Below are 20375 nucleotides of genomic sequence, written 5' to 3'. Positions count from 1 at the left end.
ACCCAAGGCTCTTGCGGGCGAGGCTTCTGCTGCCAGAAGACGTTATTCTTATATGCGTAACTCGATTCTACACAGCGTAACCTGGTTTGTCCGCCTTCTGTATCAAATCGCCTTTTCCTTCGCCCGCGCAAGGGGTTTGTTGCACAGGAAAATGCCCACCAGAATCACGCCCCCGCCGACACACATCAAGGCCGTGAGCCGTTCGTCCAGCAGCAGCGCCCCCAACAGCACCGCCGTCAACGGGTTGAGCGCGATGAACACCCCGGAACGGGTCGCACCGATCCGGCGAATGCCGTCATACCAGGCGATATAGGCCAAGGCCGAGCCCAGCACGCCGAGGTACAACAGGCTCAGCCATTGCTCCAAATCCAGCGCGCGCAGGGCTTCGACACGAATCTCGCCCGCCGCCGCGCAGGCCAGCCACAACATCAGCGTGCCCAGCAGAATCGACCAGGTCACGGTCTGCAAGGGGCCGAGGCTGTCATTCAAGCGCCTGGAAAACAGCGAATAGATGCCCCAGCCCAGCACGCAACCAAAAATCAGCAGGTCGCCGATCCAACCCTGCGCGGCGCCTTGCAACAAGGACGGATCACGACTGACGATTACCAGCCCCGCCCCACCGATGCAGAGCACGATGCCCGCCACTTTCAAGCGGCTCAGCCGCTCCTTGAACAACCACCAGGACGCCAGCCCGATCACCGCTGGGTTCAAGGCCACGATCAGCGAAGCCCGCGACGCGTTGATGTACTGCAAGCCATAGAAGAAGCACAGGTTGTAGAAAAAGATGCCGAAGAACCCCAGCGCGGCCAAGTGCAGCCCCTGCTTCACACTGGGCCTGGCCAGCGGGATCCCGGCCAGGGCGAGAAATGCCAGCAGCGCGATACTTGCCAACAGGAAACGCAGGCTGGCGGCAAACATCGGCGCCAAGGCATCGGAAAGGATCCGGCCGGCGACGAAGGTCCCGCCCCAGATCATGGTGACCATGGCGAGCTTCAGGTAGACCGGCAGGTCTGACGGGGTTGGGAGGGTTTGTTCGAGGGTTTTCATGGTTTCACCACATTGAGATCAATCGGACATCCGTGGCGAGGGAGCTTGCTCCCGCTGGACCGCGCAGCGGGCCCCTGCTGATTTGGCCCGGAGGGCTGCTTCGCAGCCCAGCGGGAGCAAGCTCCCTCGCCACAGAAAAGCCTGGACCGCGGTTCCGTGCACGGTTGAGATGTCGCATTGTTTGCCTCATGCTTAATCATCGTAAAATGAGCAAACCCTCATGACCCTCACCCAACTCGAAATCTTCTCCCTGGTCGCCGAGCTGCGGGGGTTCACGGCGGCGGCAACGCGTCTGGGCATCGGCCAGTCAGCGGTGTCCCACGCCATCAAGTCCCTGGAACAAGAATTGGGCGTGGAATTGCTCAGGCGTCATCAATCCCAGGTGGAACTCAGCGACATTGGTCAGCAATTGCTGCTGCGGGCCCGGGCCATGCTCGGGCTGGCCAACACCTTGCGCCAGGAAGCCGCCGATGCCCGAGGCATGCGCCGAGGCACCTTGCGCATCGGCTCGTTCGGGCCGACGTCATCGATGAAACTGTTGCCCGGTATCCTGCGGCGCTATCGAGACTTGCACCCGGGCATCGAAGTGCACATCGATGAAGGGCCCGACAGGCAGGTCCTCCAATGGCTGGACGAACGGCGGATCGACGTCGGCTTCGTGGTGCTGCCCGAGGAGCGTTTCGATACGTTCATGCTGATGGAAGATCAGATGGTCGCCCTGCTGCCCACAAACCATCCCCTCACCGCCCAGGCCAGCCTGAGCCTCAAGGACCTGTGCAACGACCCCTTCGTGCACACCGAGGCCGGATCGTCGGAACTGGTTTCGCGCCTGTTCAATGCCGCCCGGCTGACCCCGAATGTGCGTTTTCGTTGTTCGCAACTGCTCAGCACCCTGGATATAGTCAGGCGCGGTGAGGCGGTGAGCGTGGTGTCCGAGGGGTCGTTGCCGGACGATGGAAATCCCGGTTACGTTGCCCGCCCCTTGTCCCCACGAGTGCCGCGTCAGATTGGCCTGGCAGTCCTGGACAGCCGCCAGGCCTCGCCCGCCACCCTGGCGTTCATCGAGCTGGCCCGACAGTCATGAGCCCGCTCCCACAGTCACGCTGCGGTCAGCAAGCGCTCGGCAAGCCATCTATCATGGACGGCATCCGACGATTCCCCCTCATCCCTTTTCTTCTCAGGTTGTGCCGATGCCCTTGACCGCCACACGCTCGCACACCCGGCCCCGTCGCGCGCTCGTCACCCTGCTTTGCGGCCTGGTACCGATGCTGTCAGGGCTGGCCATTTTGTACATGCAGGCCGAACGGACGCTGGCGCAACACACCCGGCAGACTGCCGAGGAACTGGTCAGGCAGATCGAACTGATGCTCGACAACACGGCCCTGGCGGCCCATGAACTATTACCCCTGGCCGGCCAGCCCTGCGAAGCGGTGAAGCTGGCATTACGCGAACAAGTGACGCGCCGGCCCTTTGTCCGTTCGACCAACCTTATCTGGGACAACAACCTGTATTGCAGCTCGCTGTTCGGTGCCTTCGAGGAACGCGTCAACCCGAGCGACTACCATCAAGGCAGCTTGTGGCTCATGGACGGCAACCCGGTCACGCCGAACACCGCGCTGCTGATTTACCGGCTCAACGAGGGCCATCAAGGCGCCTTGGCCACGCTTGACGGGTACCACCTGACGAACGTCTTGCGCTTGATCGGCCGCCAGACCCGGCTACGGCTGCAAGTCGGGCCGAACTGGCTGGCGGCGGACGGCAAGGTCCGGCCAGCGCCCATGCCCGGGCTGCCGGTCGCCCAGCATGAGCTGGGGTCATCGCGCTACGCCTTCAATGTAGAAGCCGGCTTCGACGAGGGTGAAACCTGGCGCTACATGGCCAGGGAATATCCGCCGCTGTTCAGCTTGCTGATCTTCTTCGGCGTCGTGGCCGGGACCCTCGGACACTGGCTGCAAAAACGCGCCTCCTCGCCCAGTCGTGAACTGCAACGGGCCCTGGAAGCCGGCGAGTTCGTGCCCTATCTGCAACCGGTCGTACACAGCGACAGCAAACGCTGGGCCGGCGTCGAAGTGCTGATGCGCTGGAACCACCCCAAGGAAGGCCTGGTTCGCCCGGACCTGTTCATTCCCTTCGCCGAACACAGCGGCCTGATCGTACCGATGACCCGGGCGCTGATGCAGCAGACCATGCGCCTGCTGGAACCGCTGGCGCCTCAACTGGAAGCGCCGTTTCATGTTGGCATCAACATCACCGCCCGCCACTGCCAGGATCTGGCGCTGGTGGACGATTGTCGCGAATTTCTCGCCGCCTTCGCGCCGGGTACGATTGCCCTGGTGCTGGAGTTGACCGAGCGCGAGTTGATCGAACCTACGCCCGTTACCCGGCAACTGTTCGACCAACTGCGGGAGCTGGGCGTCAAGATCGCCCTCGACGATTTCGGTACGGGTCATTCCAGCCTGGCGTACTTGCGTCAATTCAATGTGGACTTCTTGAAGATCGACCAGAGTTTTGTCGCGATGATCGGTGCCGATACTCTGTCACGGCACCTGCTCGACAGCATCATCGAACTGTCGGGCAAGCTGGGCCTGGACATGGTGGCCGAGGGGGTCGAAACCGTCGAGCAAAGCGACTACCTGAGCGCCCATGGGGTGAACTTTCTACAGGGTTATCTATTTGGTCGACCGATTAGCGGACAGGCGTTCATTGAGACCTTGACCGGGCTTAATGGCAGTTAACCGCCGCCGATCTATTGACGACGATGCCCAACTGATAAAAGCTTTTGCTGTTGTTACATAACGAAAAAGTTACGATTTACACTTTACGGATTAACTACTACAATTTTTCTACCTGTGCCAGATAGCAGGAGAGTCATTAACACCAAGGCGCTCGGCTTATAGCTTTGTTTGCGGTTGGTATCAGCCAAATATTTTGATTGGAGTAACGATTTTGTCCAGACTCGCTGAATTTCGTGCAGCCGAAAAGGCCCTTCAAGAACAGCTCAAGCAGTTGGAATCGCTGAAGAACGATGCCGGGCTCAAGAAGGAAATCGAATTCGAGGAAAAGCTCCAGGGACTGATGAAAACCTACGGCAAGAGCCTGCGCGACATCGTCGCGATCCTCGACCCGAACCCGTCCAAGGCAAGCCTGCAATCGACCAAACCCATCAAGACCCGCCGTGCGCGAGTGGTAAAGGTTTACCAGAACCCGCACACCGGTGAGTTGATCGAGACCAAGGGCGGCAATCACCGCGGCCTGAAAGCCTGGAAAGAACAGTACGGTGCAGCTACCGTCGACTCTTGGTTGCGTGGTTGACACGGGCGCGGTTGACAGCGTCCATGATGCAAAAAAGCCCTGAATACACTCAGGGCTTTTTTATGGGCTAAACTTTTGGATTAAATTCCGAGCGTACTACGCTGACGGCGTTATAGTTTCAAACTGTTTCGCACCGACTGTATTTCATCCTGGCTTTCAACAAACACCTGCGCCTGCCCTGCATAGGACAGCACATAAGCCTTGCCCTCATTTAGTGCCGCGACGAGTGCCTGAGACAATACATGTCGTCCGTTTTGCGTGATCGTACAAGTGGTTTCCAACGCAGTTACGCCGCCCAACATGGAAGCATGGATTTTATTGCACACACTTTGGTAACCGCCCTGGAAGAAATCCTTCTGGATCGATTTGCGCATTTCCAGCAACACGCCTTGCAAGTTGACCTGGTGATCGGGTTCGATGGTAGTCGTGGTCAATTCCATGACCATCACGGCATTGCCTGCCGAATCGCTCTTGGTTGCACGTTGTCGCAAGGGGCCCGGTGCCGCGGCGTCGGCGGGCAGAGGCTCGACAACCCAGCCTTGGGGCCAGGCGATCTGCGGTTCGTCCGCCTGGACGCCGCCGACACTCGCAATGCAGGCAAACAGCAGGACAAACAGCGAAAGGAACGGTCGAATCATTGCGTTGGCACTCAAGGGCGAATCGTAAAGTCTGAAGCCCGAGACAGAAGCAGGCAATAGCCACACACGGTTTGGCGACACCGCATCCCTTGCGTATCATGCTCGCACCTGCAAGGAAGCCGTCTGACGCAAGCCCAGGAACCGTCGCAACCAAGCGTGCGACGCCGTTTGCCCCACTTATATCCGGAGGGCCCATGAGCCTGCACGAACTCAACACTTTCCCTGGCGTCACCGCCCAACCCGACGCTGCCACGGCCAAGTTCGTCTTCAACCACACCATGTTGCGCGTCAAGGACATCACCAAGTCCCTGGATTTCTACACCCGCGTGCTGGGTTTCTCGCTGGTGGAAAAACGCGACTTCCCGGAAGCCGAATTCAGCCTGTATTTCCTGGCGCTGGTGGACAAGAACCAGATCCCGGCGGACGCAGCGGCGCGGACCGAATGGATGAAGTCGATCCCTGGCATCCTGGAACTGACCCACAACCATGGCACCGAAAGCGACCCGGCTTTCGCCTACCATAACGGCAACACCGACCCACGCGGCTTCGGCCACATCTGCATCTCGGTACCCGACGTCGCCGCCGCCTGCGAGCGCTTCGAAGCATTGGGCTGCGATTTCCAGAAACGCCTGAACGACGGTCGCATGAAAAGCCTGGCGTTCATCAAGGACCCGGATGGCTACTGGGTGGAAATCATCCAGCCTGCACCGCTGTAAACCTCACCACCGCTCCCGCAAAATAAGGGCCGATAAAAAACCCCATGAGCCAGGCCCATGGGGTTTTGTCTTGCCGCTTTCGGCTGCTTATGCCGGCGCGGAGGTGCGGATCAGGTGGTCGAAGGCACTCAGCGAAGCCTTGGCGCCCTCGCCTACGGCAATCACGATCTGCTTGTACGGCACGGTGGTCACGTCACCGGCGGCGAACACGCCAGGGATCGAGGTTTCACCCCGGGCATCGACGATAATCTCACCCCGCGGCGACAGCTCGACGGTGCCTTTGAGCCAATCGGTGTTGGGCAACAAGCCGATCTGCACGAAGATCCCCTCCAGCTCCACATCCCGCACGTCACCGCTCGGACGGTCCTTGTAGCGCAAGCCATTGACCTTCTGACCGTCTCCAGTCACTTCGGTGGTTTGGGCATTGGTAATCACCGTCACGTTCGGCAGGCTGTGCAGCTTGCGCTGCAATACCGCGTCGGCACGCAATTGCACATCGAACTCCAGCAAGGTGACGTGGGCGACGATACCGGCCAGGTCGATGGCCGCCTCGACACCGGAGTTACCACCGCCGATCACCGCCACGCGCTTGCCTTTGAACAGCGGACCGTCGCAGTGCGGGCAGTACGCCACGCCCTTGTTGCGATACTGCTGCTCGCCCGGCACGTTCATTTCACGCCAGCGGGCACCAGTCGCCAGGATCACGGTCTTGGCCTTGAGGCTCGCACCGCTGGCGAACTTGATTTCATGCAACATGCCGGCCTTGCCTGGCACCAAGGCGTCGGCACGTTGCAGGTTCATGATGTCCACGTCGTACTGCTTGACGTGTTCTTCCAGGGCGACGGCCAGTTTCGGCCCTTCGGTTTCCTGGACCGAGATGAAGTTCTCGATGGCCATGGTGTCGAGCACCTGCCCGCCGAAACGCTCGGCCGCCACACCGGTGCGAATGCCTTTACGGGCCGCATAGATCGCCGCCGAAGCACCGGCCGGGCCACCGCCCACCACCAGCACATCGAACGCATCCTTGGCGCTGATCTTCTCGGCCTGGCGCTCGATACCGCTGGTGTCGATCTTGGCAAGAATCTCTTCCAGGCCCATGCGGCCCTGGCCAAAGTTCACGCCGTTCAGGTAGATGCTCGGCACGGCCATGATCTGCCGTTCATCGACCTCGGCCTGGAACAGCGCGCCGTCGATGGCGACGTGGCGAATGTTCGGGTTCAGCACCGCCATCAGGTTCAGTGCCTGGACCACGTCCGGGCAGTTCTGGCACGACAGCGAGAAATAGGTCTCGAAGTTGAACTCGCCCTTGAGGGAGCGGATCTGTTCGATGACGTCGACACTGGCCTTCGATGGGTGACCGCCGACTTGCAGCAAGGCCAGCACCAGCGAAGTGAATTCGTGGCCCATGGGGATGCCGGCAAAACGCAGGCTGATATCGGCACCCGGGCGATTCAACGAAAACGAAGGCTTGCGCGCATCGGTGCCGTTGTCGAGCAAAGTAATCTGGTCGCAAAGACTGGCAACGTCTTTGAGTAACGCAAGCATTTCCTGGGATTTCGCACCGTCATCGAGGGAAGCGACGATCTCGATCGGCTGGGTGACCCGTTCCAGGTATGACTTCAACTGAGCTTTAAGATTGGCGTCCAACATACGGGCGATTTCCATTTTTTGAATTTCAGAAAAAACAACGCCCGAGCGAATCTCGCCCGGGCGTTTTTTTGTGGGCGGTGCAGCTTGCTTAGGTGCGGATGACCGCCCTCAAGGGACTCACGGTCTTAGATCTTGCCGACCAGGTCCAGGGACGGCGCCAGGGTGGCCTCGCCTTCTTTCCACTTGGCTGGGCAGACTTCGCCCGGGTGAGCGGCGACGTACTGGGCGGCCTTGACCTTGCGCAACAGCTCGGAAGCGTCACGGCCGACACCACCGTCGTTGATCTCGACGATCTTGATCTGGCCTTCTGGGTTGATCACGAAAGTACCGCGGTCAGCCAGGCCGACTTCTTCGATCAGCACGTCGAAGTTGCGGGAGATGACGTGGGTCGGGTCGCCGATCATGGTGTACTGGATCTTGCCGATGGCTGGCGAAGTGTTGTGCCAGGCGGCGTGGGCGAAGTGAGTGTCGGTGGAAACGCTGTAGATTTCGACGCCCAGCTTCTTGAATTCGGCGTAGTTGTCGGCCAGGTCTTCCAGCTCGGTTGGGCAAACGAAGGTGAAGTCGGCTGGGTAGAAGAACACGACAGACCACTTGCCTTTCAGGTTGGCGTCCGATACTTCGACGAATTCGCCATTTTTGAAGGCGGTAGCGTTGAACGGTTTAACTTGGCTGTTGATGATAGGCATCGATGTTTCTCCGTCAGGGTTGAAAGTTGATGGAGAGGATCTTAACCACTCATCGCCAGGCTGGCTCATTGGCAAACCTGATGTGAATGATTGGTTTTGGCTATCAGCAGCTAAATAGATAGAAGAAAACTTAATATGGCGAGCCGGCTCGCCCGCCATATGTTCGTCCGGTGATCAGGAGGCGACGGGCGTACGCATCGTCACGAATTCTTCGGCAGCTGTCGGATGCACGCCGATGGTTTCGTCGAAGTCACGCTTGGTGGCGCCAGCCTTGAGCGCAATGGCCAGGCCCTGGACGATTTCCCCGGCATCCGGCCCGACCATGTGGCAACCCAGCACCTTGTCAGTCCGGGCATCCACCACCAGTTTCATCAGCGTGCGCTCCTGGCATTCGGTCAAGCTCAGTTTCATCGGCCGGAAGCGGCTTTCGAAAATCTGCACCTCATGGCCTTCTTCCCGGGCCTGCTCTTCCGTCAGGCCAACCGTGCCGATATTCGGCAGGCTGAACACGGCGGTGGGGATCATCCGGTAATCCACCAGGCGATATTGCTCGGGCTTGAACAGACGTCGCGCAACCGCCATGCCCTCGGCCAGGGCCACGGGCGTGAGCTGGACACGACCGATCACATCGCCAATGGCCAGGATCGATGGCTCGGTGGTCTCGTATTTTTCGTTGACCTGGACAAACCCTTTCTCGTCCACCGTGACAGCGGTGTTCTCCAAGCCAAGATTATCGAGCATCGGCCGCCGGCCGGTGGCGTAGAACACGCAATCGGTGAGCAGCGTTTGGCCATTCTTGAGCTCGACCCTCAGGCTGCCATCGTCCAGTTTTTCGATGCATTTGATGTCAGCGTCGAATTGCAGATCCAGGCCACGGCGGGTCAGTTCTTCTGCCAGGTGCTTGCGCACCGCACCGTCAAAGCCGCGCAGGAACAGTCCGCCGCGATATAGCAACGATGTCTGCGCGCCCATGCCGTGGAAAACCCCGGCGAACTCCACCGCGATGTAGCCGCCGCCCACGACGATGACGCGCTTGGGCAGTTCCTTGAGAAAGAACGCTTCGTTGGAGCTGATGGCATGCTCGCGCCCCGGAATGTCCGGGATCACCGGCCACCCACCCGTGGCGACCAGGATGTGTTTGGCGGTGTAGCGCTGGCCGTTGATCTCGACCTCATGGGGCCCGGTGATCCTGGCGTGGCCTTCGTGCAGTACGACGCCGCTGTTGACCAGCAGGTTGCGATAAATCCCGTTGAGGCGATTGATTTCCCGGTCCTTGTTGGCGATCAGCGTGGCCCAGTCGAAACTTGCCTCGCCCGCCGTCCAGCCATAGGCCGACGCCTGCTCGAAGTCCTCGGCGTAGTGCGCGCCGTAGACCAGCAGTTTTTTCGGCACGCAGCCCACGTTCACGCAGGTCCCGCCCAGGTAGCGGCTCTCCGCCACAGCCACCTTGGCGCCGAAACCGGCGGCAAACCGTGCAGCCCGCACACCGCCGGAACCGGCGCCAATCACATACAAGTCAAAATCGTAGGCCATTTCTATCTCCTTCGGCAGGTCATCAGCATACCTGCTGTTTTCGCCTGAGGCAGCGTTGCGATGGTTATGGGGGCGGAAAGTGAAAAAGCCAGCCGGACTTCGCGACCACCTTCTTGTGGCTGAGCGACGAACCAAGGCCTGCCTCACCCACTTGTGGCGAGGGGATTTATCCCCGTTGGGCTGCGCAGCAGTCCTAAAGCCTGCAACGGCGGTGTATCAGGCTGATCGCATCCGGATGTTGGGGCTGCTGCGCAGCCCAACGGGGATAAATCCCCTCGCCACAGGGTTCTGTGTGCCTATCGGGCTTGAACTGCCTGGTGATTTTCCAAAAAAAAACGCCCCGAACCAGTCGGGGCGTTTTTCAAGGCGCGGCGCAGGCTATCAGTAAGCCTTGCCGGTCTTGTAGAAGTTCTCGAAGCAGAAGTTGGTCGCGTCGATGTAGCCTTCGGCGCCACCGCAGTCGAAACGCTTGCCTTTGAACTTGTAGGCCATGACACAGCCGTTCTGGGCCTGTTTCATCAGGGCGTCGGTGATCTGGATTTCGCCGCCCTTGCCTGGCTCGGTCTGTTCGATCAGGTCGAAGATGTCCGGGGTCAGGATGTAGCGACCGATGATCGCCAGGTTCGACGGTGCGTCTTCAGGTTTTGGTTTTTCAACCATGCTGTGAACGCGGTAGATGTCGTCACGGATCATTTCGCCAGCAATCACGCCGTACTTGTTGGTTTCCTGCGGATCGACTTCCTGGATCGCCACGATGGAACAGCGGAACTGCTTGTACAGCTTGACCATCTGCGTCAGTACGCCGTCGCCTTCGAGGTTGACGCACAGGTCGTCCGCCAGGACCACGGCAAACGGTTCGTCACCGATCAGTGGGCGGCCGGTCAGGATCGCGTGACCCAGGCCTTTCATTTCAGTCTGGCGGGTGTAGGAGAACGAGCACTCATCCAGCAGTTTGCGGATACCGACCAGGTATTTTTCCTTGTCGGTGCCCTTGATCTGATTCTCCAGCTCGTAGCTGATGTCGAAATGGTCTTCCAGGGCGCGTTTGCCGCGGCCGGTGACGATGGAAATTTCCGTCAGGCCCGCATCGAGGGCTTCTTCGACGCCGTACTGGATCAGTGGCTTGTTCACCACCGGCAGCATTTCTTTGGGCATGGCTTTAGTCGCTGGCAGGAAGCGAGTACCGTAACCGGCTGCTGGGAACAAGCATTTCTTGATCATATAAGTCCTTGAAAAGGCGGTGTGTACGAGTTTCGGCGCAGTCTAATCAGGCGACGGGCACCTTACAATGCCCGCACTGGCCAACCGGTGCCATCATAGAGAAATAAAAAACGGCGGATAGTTCAATCGCCTTTCGTTTCGATGGCTGCAGCGGACCCACTGTACGCCAGTAGGCGCTGTTTGCGAGCATTTGACGTATCATGGCGCCCTTGATCACGCCAATGAGGCAGCTAGATGTCGGTAACAAGAAACGCAAACGGCTATTCGGTCAGCCAGGGCAAGGACGGCCAGTGGTGGATTATCAACTACCACGGCGAGCAGGTCGCCGGTCCCTTGCCCAGCAAGGCCATGGCGGTGGAAGTGGCCGCGGTATTCCAGGATGAGCGCGCTGCCCCGGCGGCGAAAGAACGCGACACCGCTCCCGCACGCAGCCCCCGCCGCAAGAAATAACCAGACGAGCCTCTAGTAGATGCCACCCGGGCATTGAACGAGGCTGGTTCAGCTGTACTTTAGCTGTACCGCAATGGCCATTCGCTATAATCTCGCCGTTGCCCTTCCCTTCTCGATGACGATCCCATGAAGACACTTCTGGCACTGTTTACAGTCCTGGCCCTGGCGGGCTGTGCCTCGGCCGAAAAAACCTATCTCGATAACGGCGAGCAAGGCTTGGCCATCGACTGCTCGGGCGAGGCCAACTCCTGGGCGACGTGCTACGAAAAGGCTGACGCGTCCTGTGCCGGCACCGGCTACCGCATCGTCGGCACCGACGGCACACCCCAGGCCAAGGAAAGCGAGAAGACCCTGGGCGTCGACGTCGGTAACTTCACCAGCCGCAGTGTCGTGGTGGTCTGCAAGTAATCAAATGTGGATCTCGGCAAACTTGATGCCCAGCCCGCGCAAGGTTTCGATCAGTTCATCAAGACGGCTGAAGGACTCCACTTCGTCCTGGTCATCCACCAGGAAAAAACTGCGCCCGGCGCTTTTCTTGAAGAACACGATCCATTCGCCCGGGCTCGCCGGGTTCTGGATCACGTGGGTGGCACAGATAAGACCTTCTGCATGGCGCTCGCGCACCTGCTCGCGTTTCATCGACTGGCTCCATAAATGACAATGCCGCCAACGTGAACCGTGGCGGCATCTTTTGTCGAGGGCAGTAGTTTATCCGATGCCCGGTCCGCTCGTCAGGCGCGGAATGTGATCAGCCGGAAATGCAGGCGTTGGCCGCATCCTGCACGTCGCCCGGACGCACCGGTACATTGGACATGCTTTCGTGCAGCTTGATGCTGCTGCCGCTGGAGCGCTCGTCAATATCAAACACCGCCGCCGGCAGGGTCGACAGTTTGCCCGGGACGATCAGTCGAACACCATTCTTGTGTGGCTCCACTTGCAGCGGACCACGGCTTTTGGCCAGTTTGTCGGAAACACACTTGGCATATTCGTGAGGTTTCTTTCCGGAGATGACGCTCATGGTGGGGGGCGTCTGGTTGATGTCCGATACCGATGCACATCCACTCATGGCCAATGCCAACACCCACACGCTGCGCTTCATATGATTCCTCCGATAAAGATCCTCCGACAGTGCAGGCCCCGTTTTTCTCCGGTGCCACACAGCTTTATTTTTCCCGCAACCTGCAATAAATGAACAAAGCCTGGAGCGCGGGCCGGATATTAACACTCGGGGCTGATAAACTGCGCATCATTGCCCCTTGCTATCGTTTTGATTTTGTAGAAAAAGCCCTTCTGGAGGCGCCCATGAAATTCATCCACCAGCGCGAGCACCTGAACGAAGACGACATTGTCGTCATCGAATGCTCCCAAATGTGCAACATCCGTTTGATGAACGACGCCAACTTCCGTAGTTTCAAGAACGGCGGTCGGCACACGTATCACGGCGGCGCGTTCGACACTTTCCCGGCCCGGATCACTGCCCCTAGCACCGGTTTCTGGAACATCACCATCGACACCGTCAACCGCCGTGCAATCAGCGTCACGCGCAAGCCGACCCTGACCCACAAGATCAAAATCATCCGGCGTTCCAGCTCGAAGCTGAGCTGAGCCTCGCCCACTTTCAAGACAGGCAAAACCGTGGCCCAGACGACCAAATACGTCATCAAGTACAAGCTCAACGACGAACGCCGCTTCGAATTCGCGCAACTGGAAACCGGCACCGAGGAAGAAGCCCGAGCCGCGTTGCAAAAGCTGCATGGCGAAACCGACGATGTGATCAGCGACGTCAGTGTCAGCAAGGCGCTGTAAAGACTCACCCTGATAAATGTTTGTGGCACCAGGGCGGGCACGATGCTTTTGTGGCGAGGGAGCTTGCTCCCGCTGGGCGGCGAAGCCGCCCCAATTGCCTGGTGCATTCTTGCAGGCAGACCGCGCTGGCAGGTTTTACGACTGCTGCGCAGTCGAGCGGGAGCAAGCTCCCTCGCCACAGGGGATCTGTCGTGCCTGCTGACGGGAGTGACTCAGGACATTGATGCATCGCAAGAACCGGAGTGCTGACCAACGAAACACCCTCCAGACTGACCAATCCTTTGCACCAAGGATTGTCATCATGCCCACTCCCCCGCATCTGCCCTCACTGACCCAACGAATAAATCAACTGGATTGGTCGGCCCTGGAACACGGTCTCGAGCAGGACGGCAGCGCGCTCATCCACAACCTGCTGCCCGCCACGCAATGTCGAATGCTCAGTGGTCTGTACGCAGAGAGCGGGCTTTTTCGTTCGCGGGTGATCATGGCCCGCCATGGATTCGGGCGCGGCGAGTATCAGTATTTTCGTTACCCGCTGCCTGACCTCGTCCAGCAACTGCGTCAGTCGTTGTATCCGCTGCTGGTACCGCTGGCCAACCGCTGGAACGCGTGCATGGGCCTAGAGGTGCGCTATCCCGACCGGCATGCCGATTTCATCCAGCGCTGCCATGCCGCCGGGCAGCAACGCCCGACGCCATTGTTGCTGCAATACGGCCCCCAGGACTACAACTGCCTGCACCAGGATCTGTACGGCGAGCAGGTGTTCCCGCTGCAGGTCGCGATCCTGCTGTCGGCACCGGGCCAGGACTTTACCGGGGGCGAGTTCGTGCTGACCGAACAACGTCCGCGCATGCAGTCGCGGCCGCAGGTCATCGATCTGAAACAGGGTGACGCAGTGGTGTTCGCGGTGCATCAGCGGCCCGTCAAAGGCGTTCGCGGTTATTATCGAGTGAACATGCGCCATGGCGTCAGCCGCGTGCACGACGGTAGGCGGCACACCTTGGGAATCATTTTTCATGATGCGCAATGACGACAACCCGATCACCCTCGACCTGTTCGCCGACGAGACGCCGACAACGCCCGGCCAGGTCGAACAGATTGGCCCGCAATCGTTCGTGTTGCGTGGCTTTGCCCTGCCCTGGCTCGACCGTTTGCTGCCGGCCCTGGAAACCGTGTTGCAGGCCGCGCCGTTCCGGCAGATGGTCACACCTGGCGGCTTTACCATGTCGGTGGCCTTGAGCAGTTGTGGCACGCTGGGCTGGACCACCGACCGCAGCGGCTATCGCTATAGCGCCGTTGATCCTCAGACCGGCCACCCCTGGCCCGCCATGCCGGCGGTGTTTCGTGAACTGGCCCAGGCCGCCGCCCGGCAGGCACGGTTCGAGCATTTCGAGCCGGACTCCTGCCTGATCAACCGCTACGTGCCCGGCGCACGGATGTCGTTGCATCAAGATAAAAACGAACGCCAACTCAGCGCCCCTATCGTCTCGATGTCCCTGGGCCTGCCGGCAATGTTTCAGTTCGGCGGGTTCGAGCGCAGCGACAAAAGCCTGCGTGTGCCACTGTTCCATGGTGACATCGTGGTTTGGGGTGGCACGGACCGGTTGCGTTACCACGGCGTGCTGCCGCTCAAGGCGGGAGAGCATCCGCGCCTGGGCGCCCAGCGCATCAACCTGACGTTTCGCACCGCCGGATGAAGGTGCAGAATTCAACCGCAAGACCCGGAGTGTCGCCGCTCCCCAGGCTCGCTACTGTAGCCAAAACGGGCCAATGGACATAACGACCATGAACAGCACTTCGAATCATCTCGCCCCTGAACTGGATCCGCGCTGGGCCGCCGTGCTCGCCCGGGATCCACGCGCCGACGGCACCTTCGTCTATGGCGTAAAAACCACTGGCATCTATTGCCACCCCAGCAGCCTGTCGCGCCTGCCCAACCCGCGCAACGTCGAGTTCTTCGACACGCCGGAACAGGCCCAGGCCGCCGGTTATCGGCCCAGCAAGCGCGTAGCCCGGGACCAGACCCAGATCGCCGCCCAACAAGCGGCACGGGTTGCCGCCGCTTGCCGGCAAATCGAGGCGGCCGAGCAACTGCCTGGCCTGAATCAGCTGGCAGAAAGCGCAGGCTTGAGCCCCTTCCATTTTCATCGGGTCTTCAAGGCTGTCACCGGCCTGACCCCCAAGGGTTATGCCGCCGCCCACCGCTCACGCAAGGTGCGCGAACGCCTGGCCGATGGCGGCACAATCACCGAGGCGCTGTACGACGCCGGTTTCAATTCCAACAGCCGCTTCTATGAAGCAGCCGACAAAGTGTTGGGCATGAAACCCGCCGACTACCGCGCCGCCGGGCAGAACACCGACATTCGTTTCGCCGTCGGCCAATGCTCCCTCGGGGCAATCCTGGTGGCGCAAAGCGCGCGTGGCGTGTGCGCGATCCTGCTGGGGGACGACCCGGACGCGTTGGTGCGCGACCTGCAAGACAAGTTCCGCCGGGCCAACCTGATCGGCGCCGACCGCGAGTTCGAGCAGTTGATCGCCCAGGTGGTTGGCTTCATCGAAGCACCGGCCCTAGGCTTGGACCTGCCCTTGGACCTGCGCGGCACTGCCTTCCAGGAGCGGGTCTGGCAAGCCTTGCGGGACATTCCCGCAGGCAGCACCGCCAGCTATGCCGAGATCGCCCAGCGCATCGGCATGCCCAAGGCCGTGCGCGCCGTGGCCCAGGCCTGCGGCGCCAACAGCCTGGCGGTGGCGATCCCTTGCCATCGGGTGGTACGCAGCGACGGCAACCTGTCGGGCTATCGCTGGGGCGTGGAACGCAAGCGTCAGTTGCTGGCGCTGGAGCGCTCATCCGGGGATTGAATGCCGATGTAGATCGCCACCGAGTCGGGGCCGCTGTAGACCTCGAAATCGGTGGTGAAACGGCGCAATGTCTGCGGGTTATCCGCGAAGTACGCCCAGATCAGGCCCCAGGTCTGGATCACGCAATCGGGCATCGGCCCCTTGGCCGAAAACACCAGGTAGTCGCCGCCCTCGATGTCCACGGCGGGATAGCCTGCGCTGGTCGCATCCACCTGCACCCCGGCCGTCACATCGAAGTGGCCGGTGGCGTCGGATTCGTAATTGGAATACACCCCGTAGACGAACGACTCCGACTGCCGGGCCGGAATCGTGTCGAACAGCCCTTCGTTGAAGAACTGCTGCCACATCGGGCCGATTCGGGCGGTGCCGGGCTGCTGCTCGTCGGTGTTGCGGGTGCGCACCTGCAGGCCGGCCACGGTGAAGGGTTCGACGGTCTTGAGTTTCACGTCCATGGATCGGGCTCCTTGATGTATGAAGCCCGCATGGTAACCCTCCCACCGTCGGGATCAAGTTGCAGCGCTCGATTGAAAAACTCGACTGGCCCTCGCCGGTCCACACCTGCTAAAACCGCTGTTTCCTTCTGCCGTCGGAGACCCCGCCCATGAGCCAGTGGCCAGACACTCGCATTCTTGACCTGCTCGGTATCGAGCTGCCCATCATTCAGGGGCCGCTGGCCGGGGTGACCGGGCCGGCCATGGTGGTCGCGACGTGCAATGCCGGCGGGCTGGGTTCGATGCCGGCGGCGATGCTCGATGTCGAACAACTGCGCCAGGCGCTGACGACCATCGGCGAGCAAACCGACAAGCCGTTCAACGTGAATTTTTTCTGTCACCAGCCCCCGGCCTTCGACGAACAGCGGGCCGCGGCCTGGAAGCAACGGCTCAAGCCGTACTACCAGGAACTGAGCGTCGACTTCGACGCGCCGACCCCGGTGTCCAACCGCACCCCCTTCGATGATGCCGCCTGCCAGGTGTTGGAAGAGATGCGTCCCAAAGTGGTCAGTTTTCATTTCGGCCTGCCGGAAAAATCCTTGCTGGATCGGGTGAAGGCCACTGGCGCGAAAATCCTTTCCTCGGCCACTACCGTCGAGGAGGCCATCTGGCTGGAACAGCATGGTTGCGATGCGATCATTGCCATGGGTTACGAAGCCGGTGGTCATCGCGGAATGTTCCTCAGCGACGACCTCAACACCCAAGTCGGGCTGTTTGCCTTGCTGCCGCAGGTAGTGGATGCGGTGAAGGTGCCGGTGATCGCCACCGGCGGCATTGGCGATGCACGGGGGATCGTCGCGGCGTTCGCCCTGGGCGCCTCGGCGGTGCAACTGGGCAGCGCCTATCTGTTCACCCCCGAGGCGAAGATCAGCGCTTCCCATCACCGCGCGTTGCGCACGGCCAAGGAAAGCCAGACCGCTGTTACCAACCTGTTCACTGGGCGCCCGGCCCGAGGCATCGTCAACCGGGTGATGCGCGAAGTGGGCCCGATGAGCCCGCTCGCACCGGCCTTTCCCCTGGCGGGCGGCGCGTTGATGCCGCTGCGCGCCAAGGATGAAGCGGACTTCAGCAACCTGTGGGCCGGCCAGGCGTTTCCCCTGGGCCGCGAACTGTCGAGCGCCGAGTTGACCCGGCGGTTGGCTGAAGAGGCATTGGCCCGATTCAACAATCGTGGGCGGTCCTGACAGCCGTCATCGCTTGCTCCCTCGCTCCCCAGGCAAAATGCCACGTTCCGTTTGTCGGCCATTCGCTATATATTCCGGTATATAGCGAACCTGCCCTCGGAGCCTCACCTATGCGCCTCACCCGCTTCGCGCCGTTGCTGTTGATCCCGTTCCTGACTATTGGCGCCGTCCAGGCCGCAGAGGTGCAGGTGGCGGTCGCCGCCAATTTCACCGCACCGATCCAGGCCATCGCCGCCGACTTCGAAAAAGACACCGGGCATAAATTGGTGGCGGCTTACGGCGCCACCGGGCAGTTCTACACGCAGATCAAGAACGGCGCGCCATTCGAAGTTTTCCTCGCCGCCGACGACACCACCCCGGCCAGACTCGAGAGCGAGGGCGACACCGTCAAGGGCTCGCGCTTCACCTACGCCGTCGGCACCCTGGCGCTGTGGTCAGCCAAAGAGGGTTATGTCGATGGCACGGGGCAGGTCCTCAAGCACAACGACTTCCAGCACCTGTCCATTGCCAACCCGAAAGCAGCACCCTACGGCCTCGCCGCGACCCAGGTGCTGGACAAGCTCGGCTTGACCGCGCAGGTGAAAGGCAAGCTCGTCGAAGGCCAGAACATCACCCAGGCCTATCAGTTCGTCTCCACCGGTAACGCCGAACTCGGTTTCGTCGCCTTGTCCCAGGTGTACAAGGACGGCAGAGTGACAGGCGGCTCGGCATGGATCGTCCCGGCCGAACTGCACGACCCGATCAAACAGGACGCAGTGATCCTCACCAAAGGCCGGGACAACCCCGCCGCCGCGGCCCTGGTGGATTACCTCAAGGGCCCGAAAGCCGCCGCCATCGTCCAAGCCTACGGTTACCATCGCTAAAATGCCCCTGACCAGCGCCGACTATGCCGCCATCTGGCTGACCCTCAAACTGGCGTCCTTGACCACGGTGATCCTGCTGCTCATCGGCACGCCCATCGCTTTATGGCTGTCGCGCACCCGCTCGTGGCTGCGCGGGCCGGTGGGCGCGGTGGTGGCATTGCCATTGGTGTTGCCACCCACGGTGATCGGCTTCTACCTGTTGCTGGCGTTGGGGCCGCACGGCTGGATCGGCCAATTCACCCAGGCCCTCGGGCTGGGCACCCTCACCTTCAGCTTCACCGGGCTGGTGATCGGCTCGGTGATCTACTCCATGCCGTTTGTGGTGCAGCCGTTGCAGAACGCCTTTGCCGCCATCGGCAGTCGCCCCTTGGAAGTCGCCGCTACCCTGCGGGCCGGGCCTTGGGATACGTTTTTCAGCGTCATCCTGCCCCTGGCCCGCCCCGGCTTCATCACCGCGGCGATTCTCGGCTTTGCCCACACCGTCGGCGAATTCGGCGTGGTGCTGATGATCGGCGGCAACATTCCGGAGAAAACCCGGGTGGTGTCGGTGCAGATCTACGACCATGTCGAAGCCTTGGAATACGCCCAGGCCCACTGGCTGGCAGCGGCGATGCTGGTGTTTTCATTCCTGGTGCTGCTGGCGCTGTATTCCAGCCGCCGAACCCGTGCCGGTTGGAGTTGATCGATGATTCAGGCGCGTTTTCAGCTCGACCACGGGGCTTTTTCCCTGGACCTGGATGTGCAACTGCCCGGCCGTGGCGTGACCGCACTGTACGGGCCTTCCGGTTCCGGTAAAACCACCTGCCTGCGCTGCATTGGCGGGTTGGAGCGACCGGCCCGGGGTTTTATCGAGGTCAACGGCCAAGTCTGGCAAGACAGTGAGCACGCGGTGTTCATGCCGCCCCATAAACGGCCGGTGGGGTATGTGTTCCAGGAGGCGAGCCTGTTCGCCCATCTGTCGGTGCAGGCCAACCTGGCGTTCGGCCTCAAGCGCATCGCGCCGGCACAACGGCGGGTGGACATGCAACAGGCGACCGAACTGCTGGGCATCGGCCACTTGCTCGATCGGCAGCCGCACAACCTGTCCGGCGGCGAGCGCCAGCGGGTGGGCATCGCCCGCGCCTTGCTCACCAGCCCGCAACTGCTGCTGATGGATGAGCCGCTGGCGGCCCTCGATACCCGGCGCAAAAACGAAATCCTGCCGTACCTGCAACGGCTCCACGATGAGCTGGACATTCCAGTGCTGTATGTCAGCCATTCCCAGGACGAAGTGGCGCGCCTGGCCGATCACATCGTGTTGCTCGACGGCGGCCGCGCGCTGGCCAGTGGGCCGATCGGCGAAACCCTGGCCCGGCTCGACCTGCCATTGGCCCTGGGGGATGACGCTGGCGTGGTGATCGAGGGCAAGGTCAGCGGTTATGACCCGGCTTATCAACTGCTGACCCTGAATCTGCCCGATAGCCAACTGAACGTACGCGTGGCCCACACGTCCCTGGCCCTCGGCCAGCCGCTGCGTTTCAAGGTCCAGGCCCGGGACGTCAGCCTCAGCCTGGCGAACGATGCCCAGACCAGCATCCTCAATCGCCTGCCGGTCACCGTGGTCAGCGAACAGGCCGCCGACAACACCGCCCATGTGCTGGTCCGCCTGGAAGCCGCCGGCACCCCGCTGCTGGCGCGCATCACCCGCTATTCGCGCGATCAGCTCAAGCTGCATCCGGGGCAGTTGCTGTGGGCGCAGATCAAGGCGGTGGCGGTGTTGGCGTAGTCCACCTTGTGTGCGAGCTTGCTCGCGATGACGACGCATCCAACCTTGATGCAAGCTGATTCACCGCTATCGCGAGCAAGCTCGCTCCCACAGGGGTTGCGGGTAACCGCAGAATCTTGGCACGACCGCAACGGGCTGCGGTCAATCGATG

At 61.0% G+C, this 20375-nt stretch carries 24 protein-coding genes; 15 read left to right on the top strand and 9 right to left on the bottom strand.

Translation table 11 applies throughout. From position 1 onward, the window contains the following. Window positions 1-102: 102 nt before the first annotated feature. Window positions 103-1047, bottom strand: a complete 945-nt coding sequence (locus BLT00_RS16770; RefSeq protein WP_092144677.1) for a DMT family transporter — start codon at window positions 1045-1047, stop codon at window positions 103-105. Between the two features lie 220 nt (window positions 1048-1267). On the opposite strand from BLT00_RS16770, the gene BLT00_RS16765 reads away from it, so the two are divergent. From BLT00_RS16765 to BLT00_RS16755, 3 genes are all read left to right on the top strand, one after another. Continuing rightward, the gene (locus BLT00_RS16765) at window positions 1268-2131 is read left to right on the top strand and encodes a LysR family transcriptional regulator (RefSeq protein WP_063320626.1); all 864 of its coding nucleotides are present in this window, start codon (window positions 1268-1270) and stop codon (window positions 2129-2131) included. A gap of 106 nt (window positions 2132-2237) precedes the next feature. Continuing rightward, a complete protein-coding gene (locus BLT00_RS16760; protein WP_092144675.1) occupies window positions 2238-3782 on the top strand; it encodes an EAL domain-containing protein in 1545 nt (514 codons plus the stop codon). Between the two features lie 211 nt (window positions 3783-3993). Beyond that, entirely contained in the window at window positions 3994-4359 is a 366-nt protein-coding gene (locus BLT00_RS16755) for a histone-like nucleoid-structuring protein, MvaT/MvaU family (RefSeq protein WP_003202992.1), read from the top strand. 110 nt (window positions 4360-4469) lie between these two features. Here BLT00_RS16755 and BLT00_RS16750 read toward each other — a convergent pair whose 3' ends face one another. Then, a complete protein-coding gene (locus BLT00_RS16750; protein ID WP_063320624.1) occupies window positions 4470-4997 on the bottom strand; it encodes a DUF4946 domain-containing protein in 528 nt (175 codons plus the stop codon). Window positions 4998-5191: 194 nt separating this feature from the next. Between BLT00_RS16750 and gloA the strand changes: the two genes are divergently transcribed. Next, complete coding sequence (gene gloA, locus BLT00_RS16745) at window positions 5192-5713, top strand: lactoylglutathione lyase (protein ID WP_063320623.1); 522 nt, start codon at window positions 5192-5194, stop codon at window positions 5711-5713. An 87-nt stretch (window positions 5714-5800) separates the two neighbouring features. Here gloA and ahpF read toward each other — a convergent pair whose 3' ends face one another. The 4 genes from ahpF to galU all read right to left on the bottom strand — a co-directional run bounded on the left by ahpF (window position 5801) and on the right by galU (window position 10806). After that, window positions 5801-7363: an alkyl hydroperoxide reductase subunit F gene (gene ahpF / locus BLT00_RS16740; RefSeq protein WP_092144674.1), complete on the bottom strand. Its 1563-nt coding sequence runs from the start codon at window positions 7361-7363 to the stop codon at window positions 5801-5803. A 125-nt stretch (window positions 7364-7488) separates the two neighbouring features. Next, the gene (gene ahpC / locus BLT00_RS16735; protein WP_063320621.1) at window positions 7489-8052 is read right to left on the bottom strand and encodes an alkyl hydroperoxide reductase subunit C; all 564 of its coding nucleotides are present in this window, start codon (window positions 8050-8052) and stop codon (window positions 7489-7491) included. A 174-nt stretch (window positions 8053-8226) separates the two neighbouring features. Then, the gene (gene gorA, locus BLT00_RS16730) at window positions 8227-9585 is read right to left on the bottom strand and encodes a glutathione-disulfide reductase (RefSeq protein WP_092144673.1); all 1359 of its coding nucleotides are present in this window, start codon (window positions 9583-9585) and stop codon (window positions 8227-8229) included. 381 nt (window positions 9586-9966) lie between these two features. Beyond that, window positions 9967-10806: a UTP--glucose-1-phosphate uridylyltransferase GalU gene (galU, locus tag BLT00_RS16725; protein ID WP_003182953.1), complete on the bottom strand. Its 840-nt coding sequence runs from the start codon at window positions 10804-10806 to the stop codon at window positions 9967-9969. Window positions 10807-11040: 234 nt separating this feature from the next. Here galU and BLT00_RS16720 point away from each other — a divergent pair, with 234 nt between their 5' ends. Both BLT00_RS16720 and BLT00_RS16715 read left to right on the top strand, forming a co-directional pair. Then, window positions 11041-11256: a hypothetical protein gene (locus BLT00_RS16720; protein WP_063320619.1), complete on the top strand. Its 216-nt coding sequence runs from the start codon at window positions 11041-11043 to the stop codon at window positions 11254-11256. A gap of 126 nt (window positions 11257-11382) precedes the next feature. Beyond that, window positions 11383-11664 carry a hypothetical protein gene (locus BLT00_RS16715; protein WP_063320618.1) on the top strand — a complete coding sequence of 94 codons (282 nt, stop codon included), beginning with the start codon at window positions 11383-11385 and terminating at the stop codon, window positions 11662-11664. On the opposite strand, the gene BLT00_RS16710 is transcribed toward BLT00_RS16715, so the two are convergent. Together BLT00_RS16710 and BLT00_RS16705 are read right to left on the bottom strand one after the other, a co-directional pair. Beyond that, entirely contained in the window at window positions 11665-11895 is a 231-nt protein-coding gene (locus tag BLT00_RS16710; RefSeq protein ID WP_072348699.1) for a hypothetical protein, read from the bottom strand. It lies immediately after the preceding gene. Window positions 11896-12004: 109 nt separating this feature from the next. Further along, window positions 12005-12355 carry a hypothetical protein gene (locus BLT00_RS16705; protein ID WP_003203007.1) on the bottom strand — a complete coding sequence of 117 codons (351 nt, stop codon included), beginning with the start codon at window positions 12353-12355 and terminating at the stop codon, window positions 12005-12007. Between the two features lie 203 nt (window positions 12356-12558). Between BLT00_RS16705 and BLT00_RS16700 the strand changes: the two genes are divergently transcribed. The 5 genes from BLT00_RS16700 to ada all read left to right on the top strand — a co-directional run bounded on the left by BLT00_RS16700 (window position 12559) and on the right by ada (window position 15921). After that, window positions 12559-12861 carry a DUF1883 domain-containing protein gene (locus tag BLT00_RS16700; RefSeq protein ID WP_003182962.1) on the top strand — a complete coding sequence of 101 codons (303 nt, stop codon included), beginning with the start codon at window positions 12559-12561 and terminating at the stop codon, window positions 12859-12861. Window positions 12862-12891: 30 nt separating this feature from the next. Then, window positions 12892-13062 carry a hypothetical protein gene (locus BLT00_RS31905; RefSeq protein WP_092144672.1) on the top strand — a complete coding sequence of 57 codons (171 nt, stop codon included), beginning with the start codon at window positions 12892-12894 and terminating at the stop codon, window positions 13060-13062. Window positions 13063-13363: 301 nt separating this feature from the next. After that, complete coding sequence (locus tag BLT00_RS16690) at window positions 13364-14092, top strand: 2OG-Fe(II) oxygenase (RefSeq protein ID WP_092144671.1); 729 nt, start codon at window positions 13364-13366, stop codon at window positions 14090-14092. Further along, window positions 14079-14759 (top strand): DNA oxidative demethylase AlkB, encoded by a 681-nt coding sequence (gene alkB / locus BLT00_RS16685; RefSeq protein WP_371856945.1) that lies wholly within the window; start codon window positions 14079-14081, stop codon window positions 14757-14759. Before BLT00_RS16690 ends, alkB begins: the two co-directional genes overlap by 14 nt. Before the next feature lie 88 nt (window positions 14760-14847). After that, window positions 14848-15921 carry a bifunctional DNA-binding transcriptional regulator/O6-methylguanine-DNA methyltransferase Ada gene (gene ada / locus BLT00_RS16680; protein ID WP_092144670.1) on the top strand — a complete coding sequence of 358 codons (1074 nt, stop codon included), beginning with the start codon at window positions 14848-14850 and terminating at the stop codon, window positions 15919-15921. Here the strand turns inward: ada and BLT00_RS16675 are convergent. Beyond that, window positions 15885-16373: a GyrI-like domain-containing protein gene (locus BLT00_RS16675; protein WP_063320614.1), complete on the bottom strand. Its 489-nt coding sequence runs from the start codon at window positions 16371-16373 to the stop codon at window positions 15885-15887. The genes ada and BLT00_RS16675 overlap by 37 nt on opposite strands. A gap of 149 nt (window positions 16374-16522) precedes the next feature. On the opposite strand from BLT00_RS16675, the gene BLT00_RS16670 reads away from it, so the two are divergent. The 4 genes from BLT00_RS16670 to modC all read left to right on the top strand — a co-directional run bounded on the left by BLT00_RS16670 (window position 16523) and on the right by modC (window position 20224). After that, window positions 16523-17596 (top strand): NAD(P)H-dependent flavin oxidoreductase, encoded by a 1074-nt coding sequence (locus BLT00_RS16670; RefSeq protein ID WP_092144669.1) that lies wholly within the window; start codon window positions 16523-16525, stop codon window positions 17594-17596. A gap of 110 nt (window positions 17597-17706) precedes the next feature. After that, entirely contained in the window at window positions 17707-18459 is a 753-nt protein-coding gene (gene modA / locus BLT00_RS16665) for a molybdate ABC transporter substrate-binding protein (protein WP_092144668.1), read from the top strand. 1 nt (window position 18460) lies between these two features. Then, a complete protein-coding gene (modB, locus tag BLT00_RS16660) occupies window positions 18461-19141 on the top strand; it encodes a molybdate ABC transporter permease subunit (protein ID WP_063320611.1) in 681 nt (226 codons plus the stop codon). Between the two features lie 3 nt (window positions 19142-19144). Next, the gene (gene modC / locus BLT00_RS16655; RefSeq protein WP_092144666.1) at window positions 19145-20224 is read left to right on the top strand and encodes a molybdenum ABC transporter ATP-binding protein; all 1080 of its coding nucleotides are present in this window, start codon (window positions 19145-19147) and stop codon (window positions 20222-20224) included. Window positions 20225-20375 lie beyond the last annotated feature (151 nt).

The organism is Pseudomonas sp. NFACC51 (assembly GCF_900103575.1).
GTDB lineage: Bacteria > Pseudomonadota > Gammaproteobacteria > Pseudomonadales > Pseudomonadaceae > Aquipseudomonas > Aquipseudomonas fluorescens_Q.
Note: the sequence above shows the minus strand (reverse complement) of the source record. Positions and strands in the feature narration are given on the sequence as shown.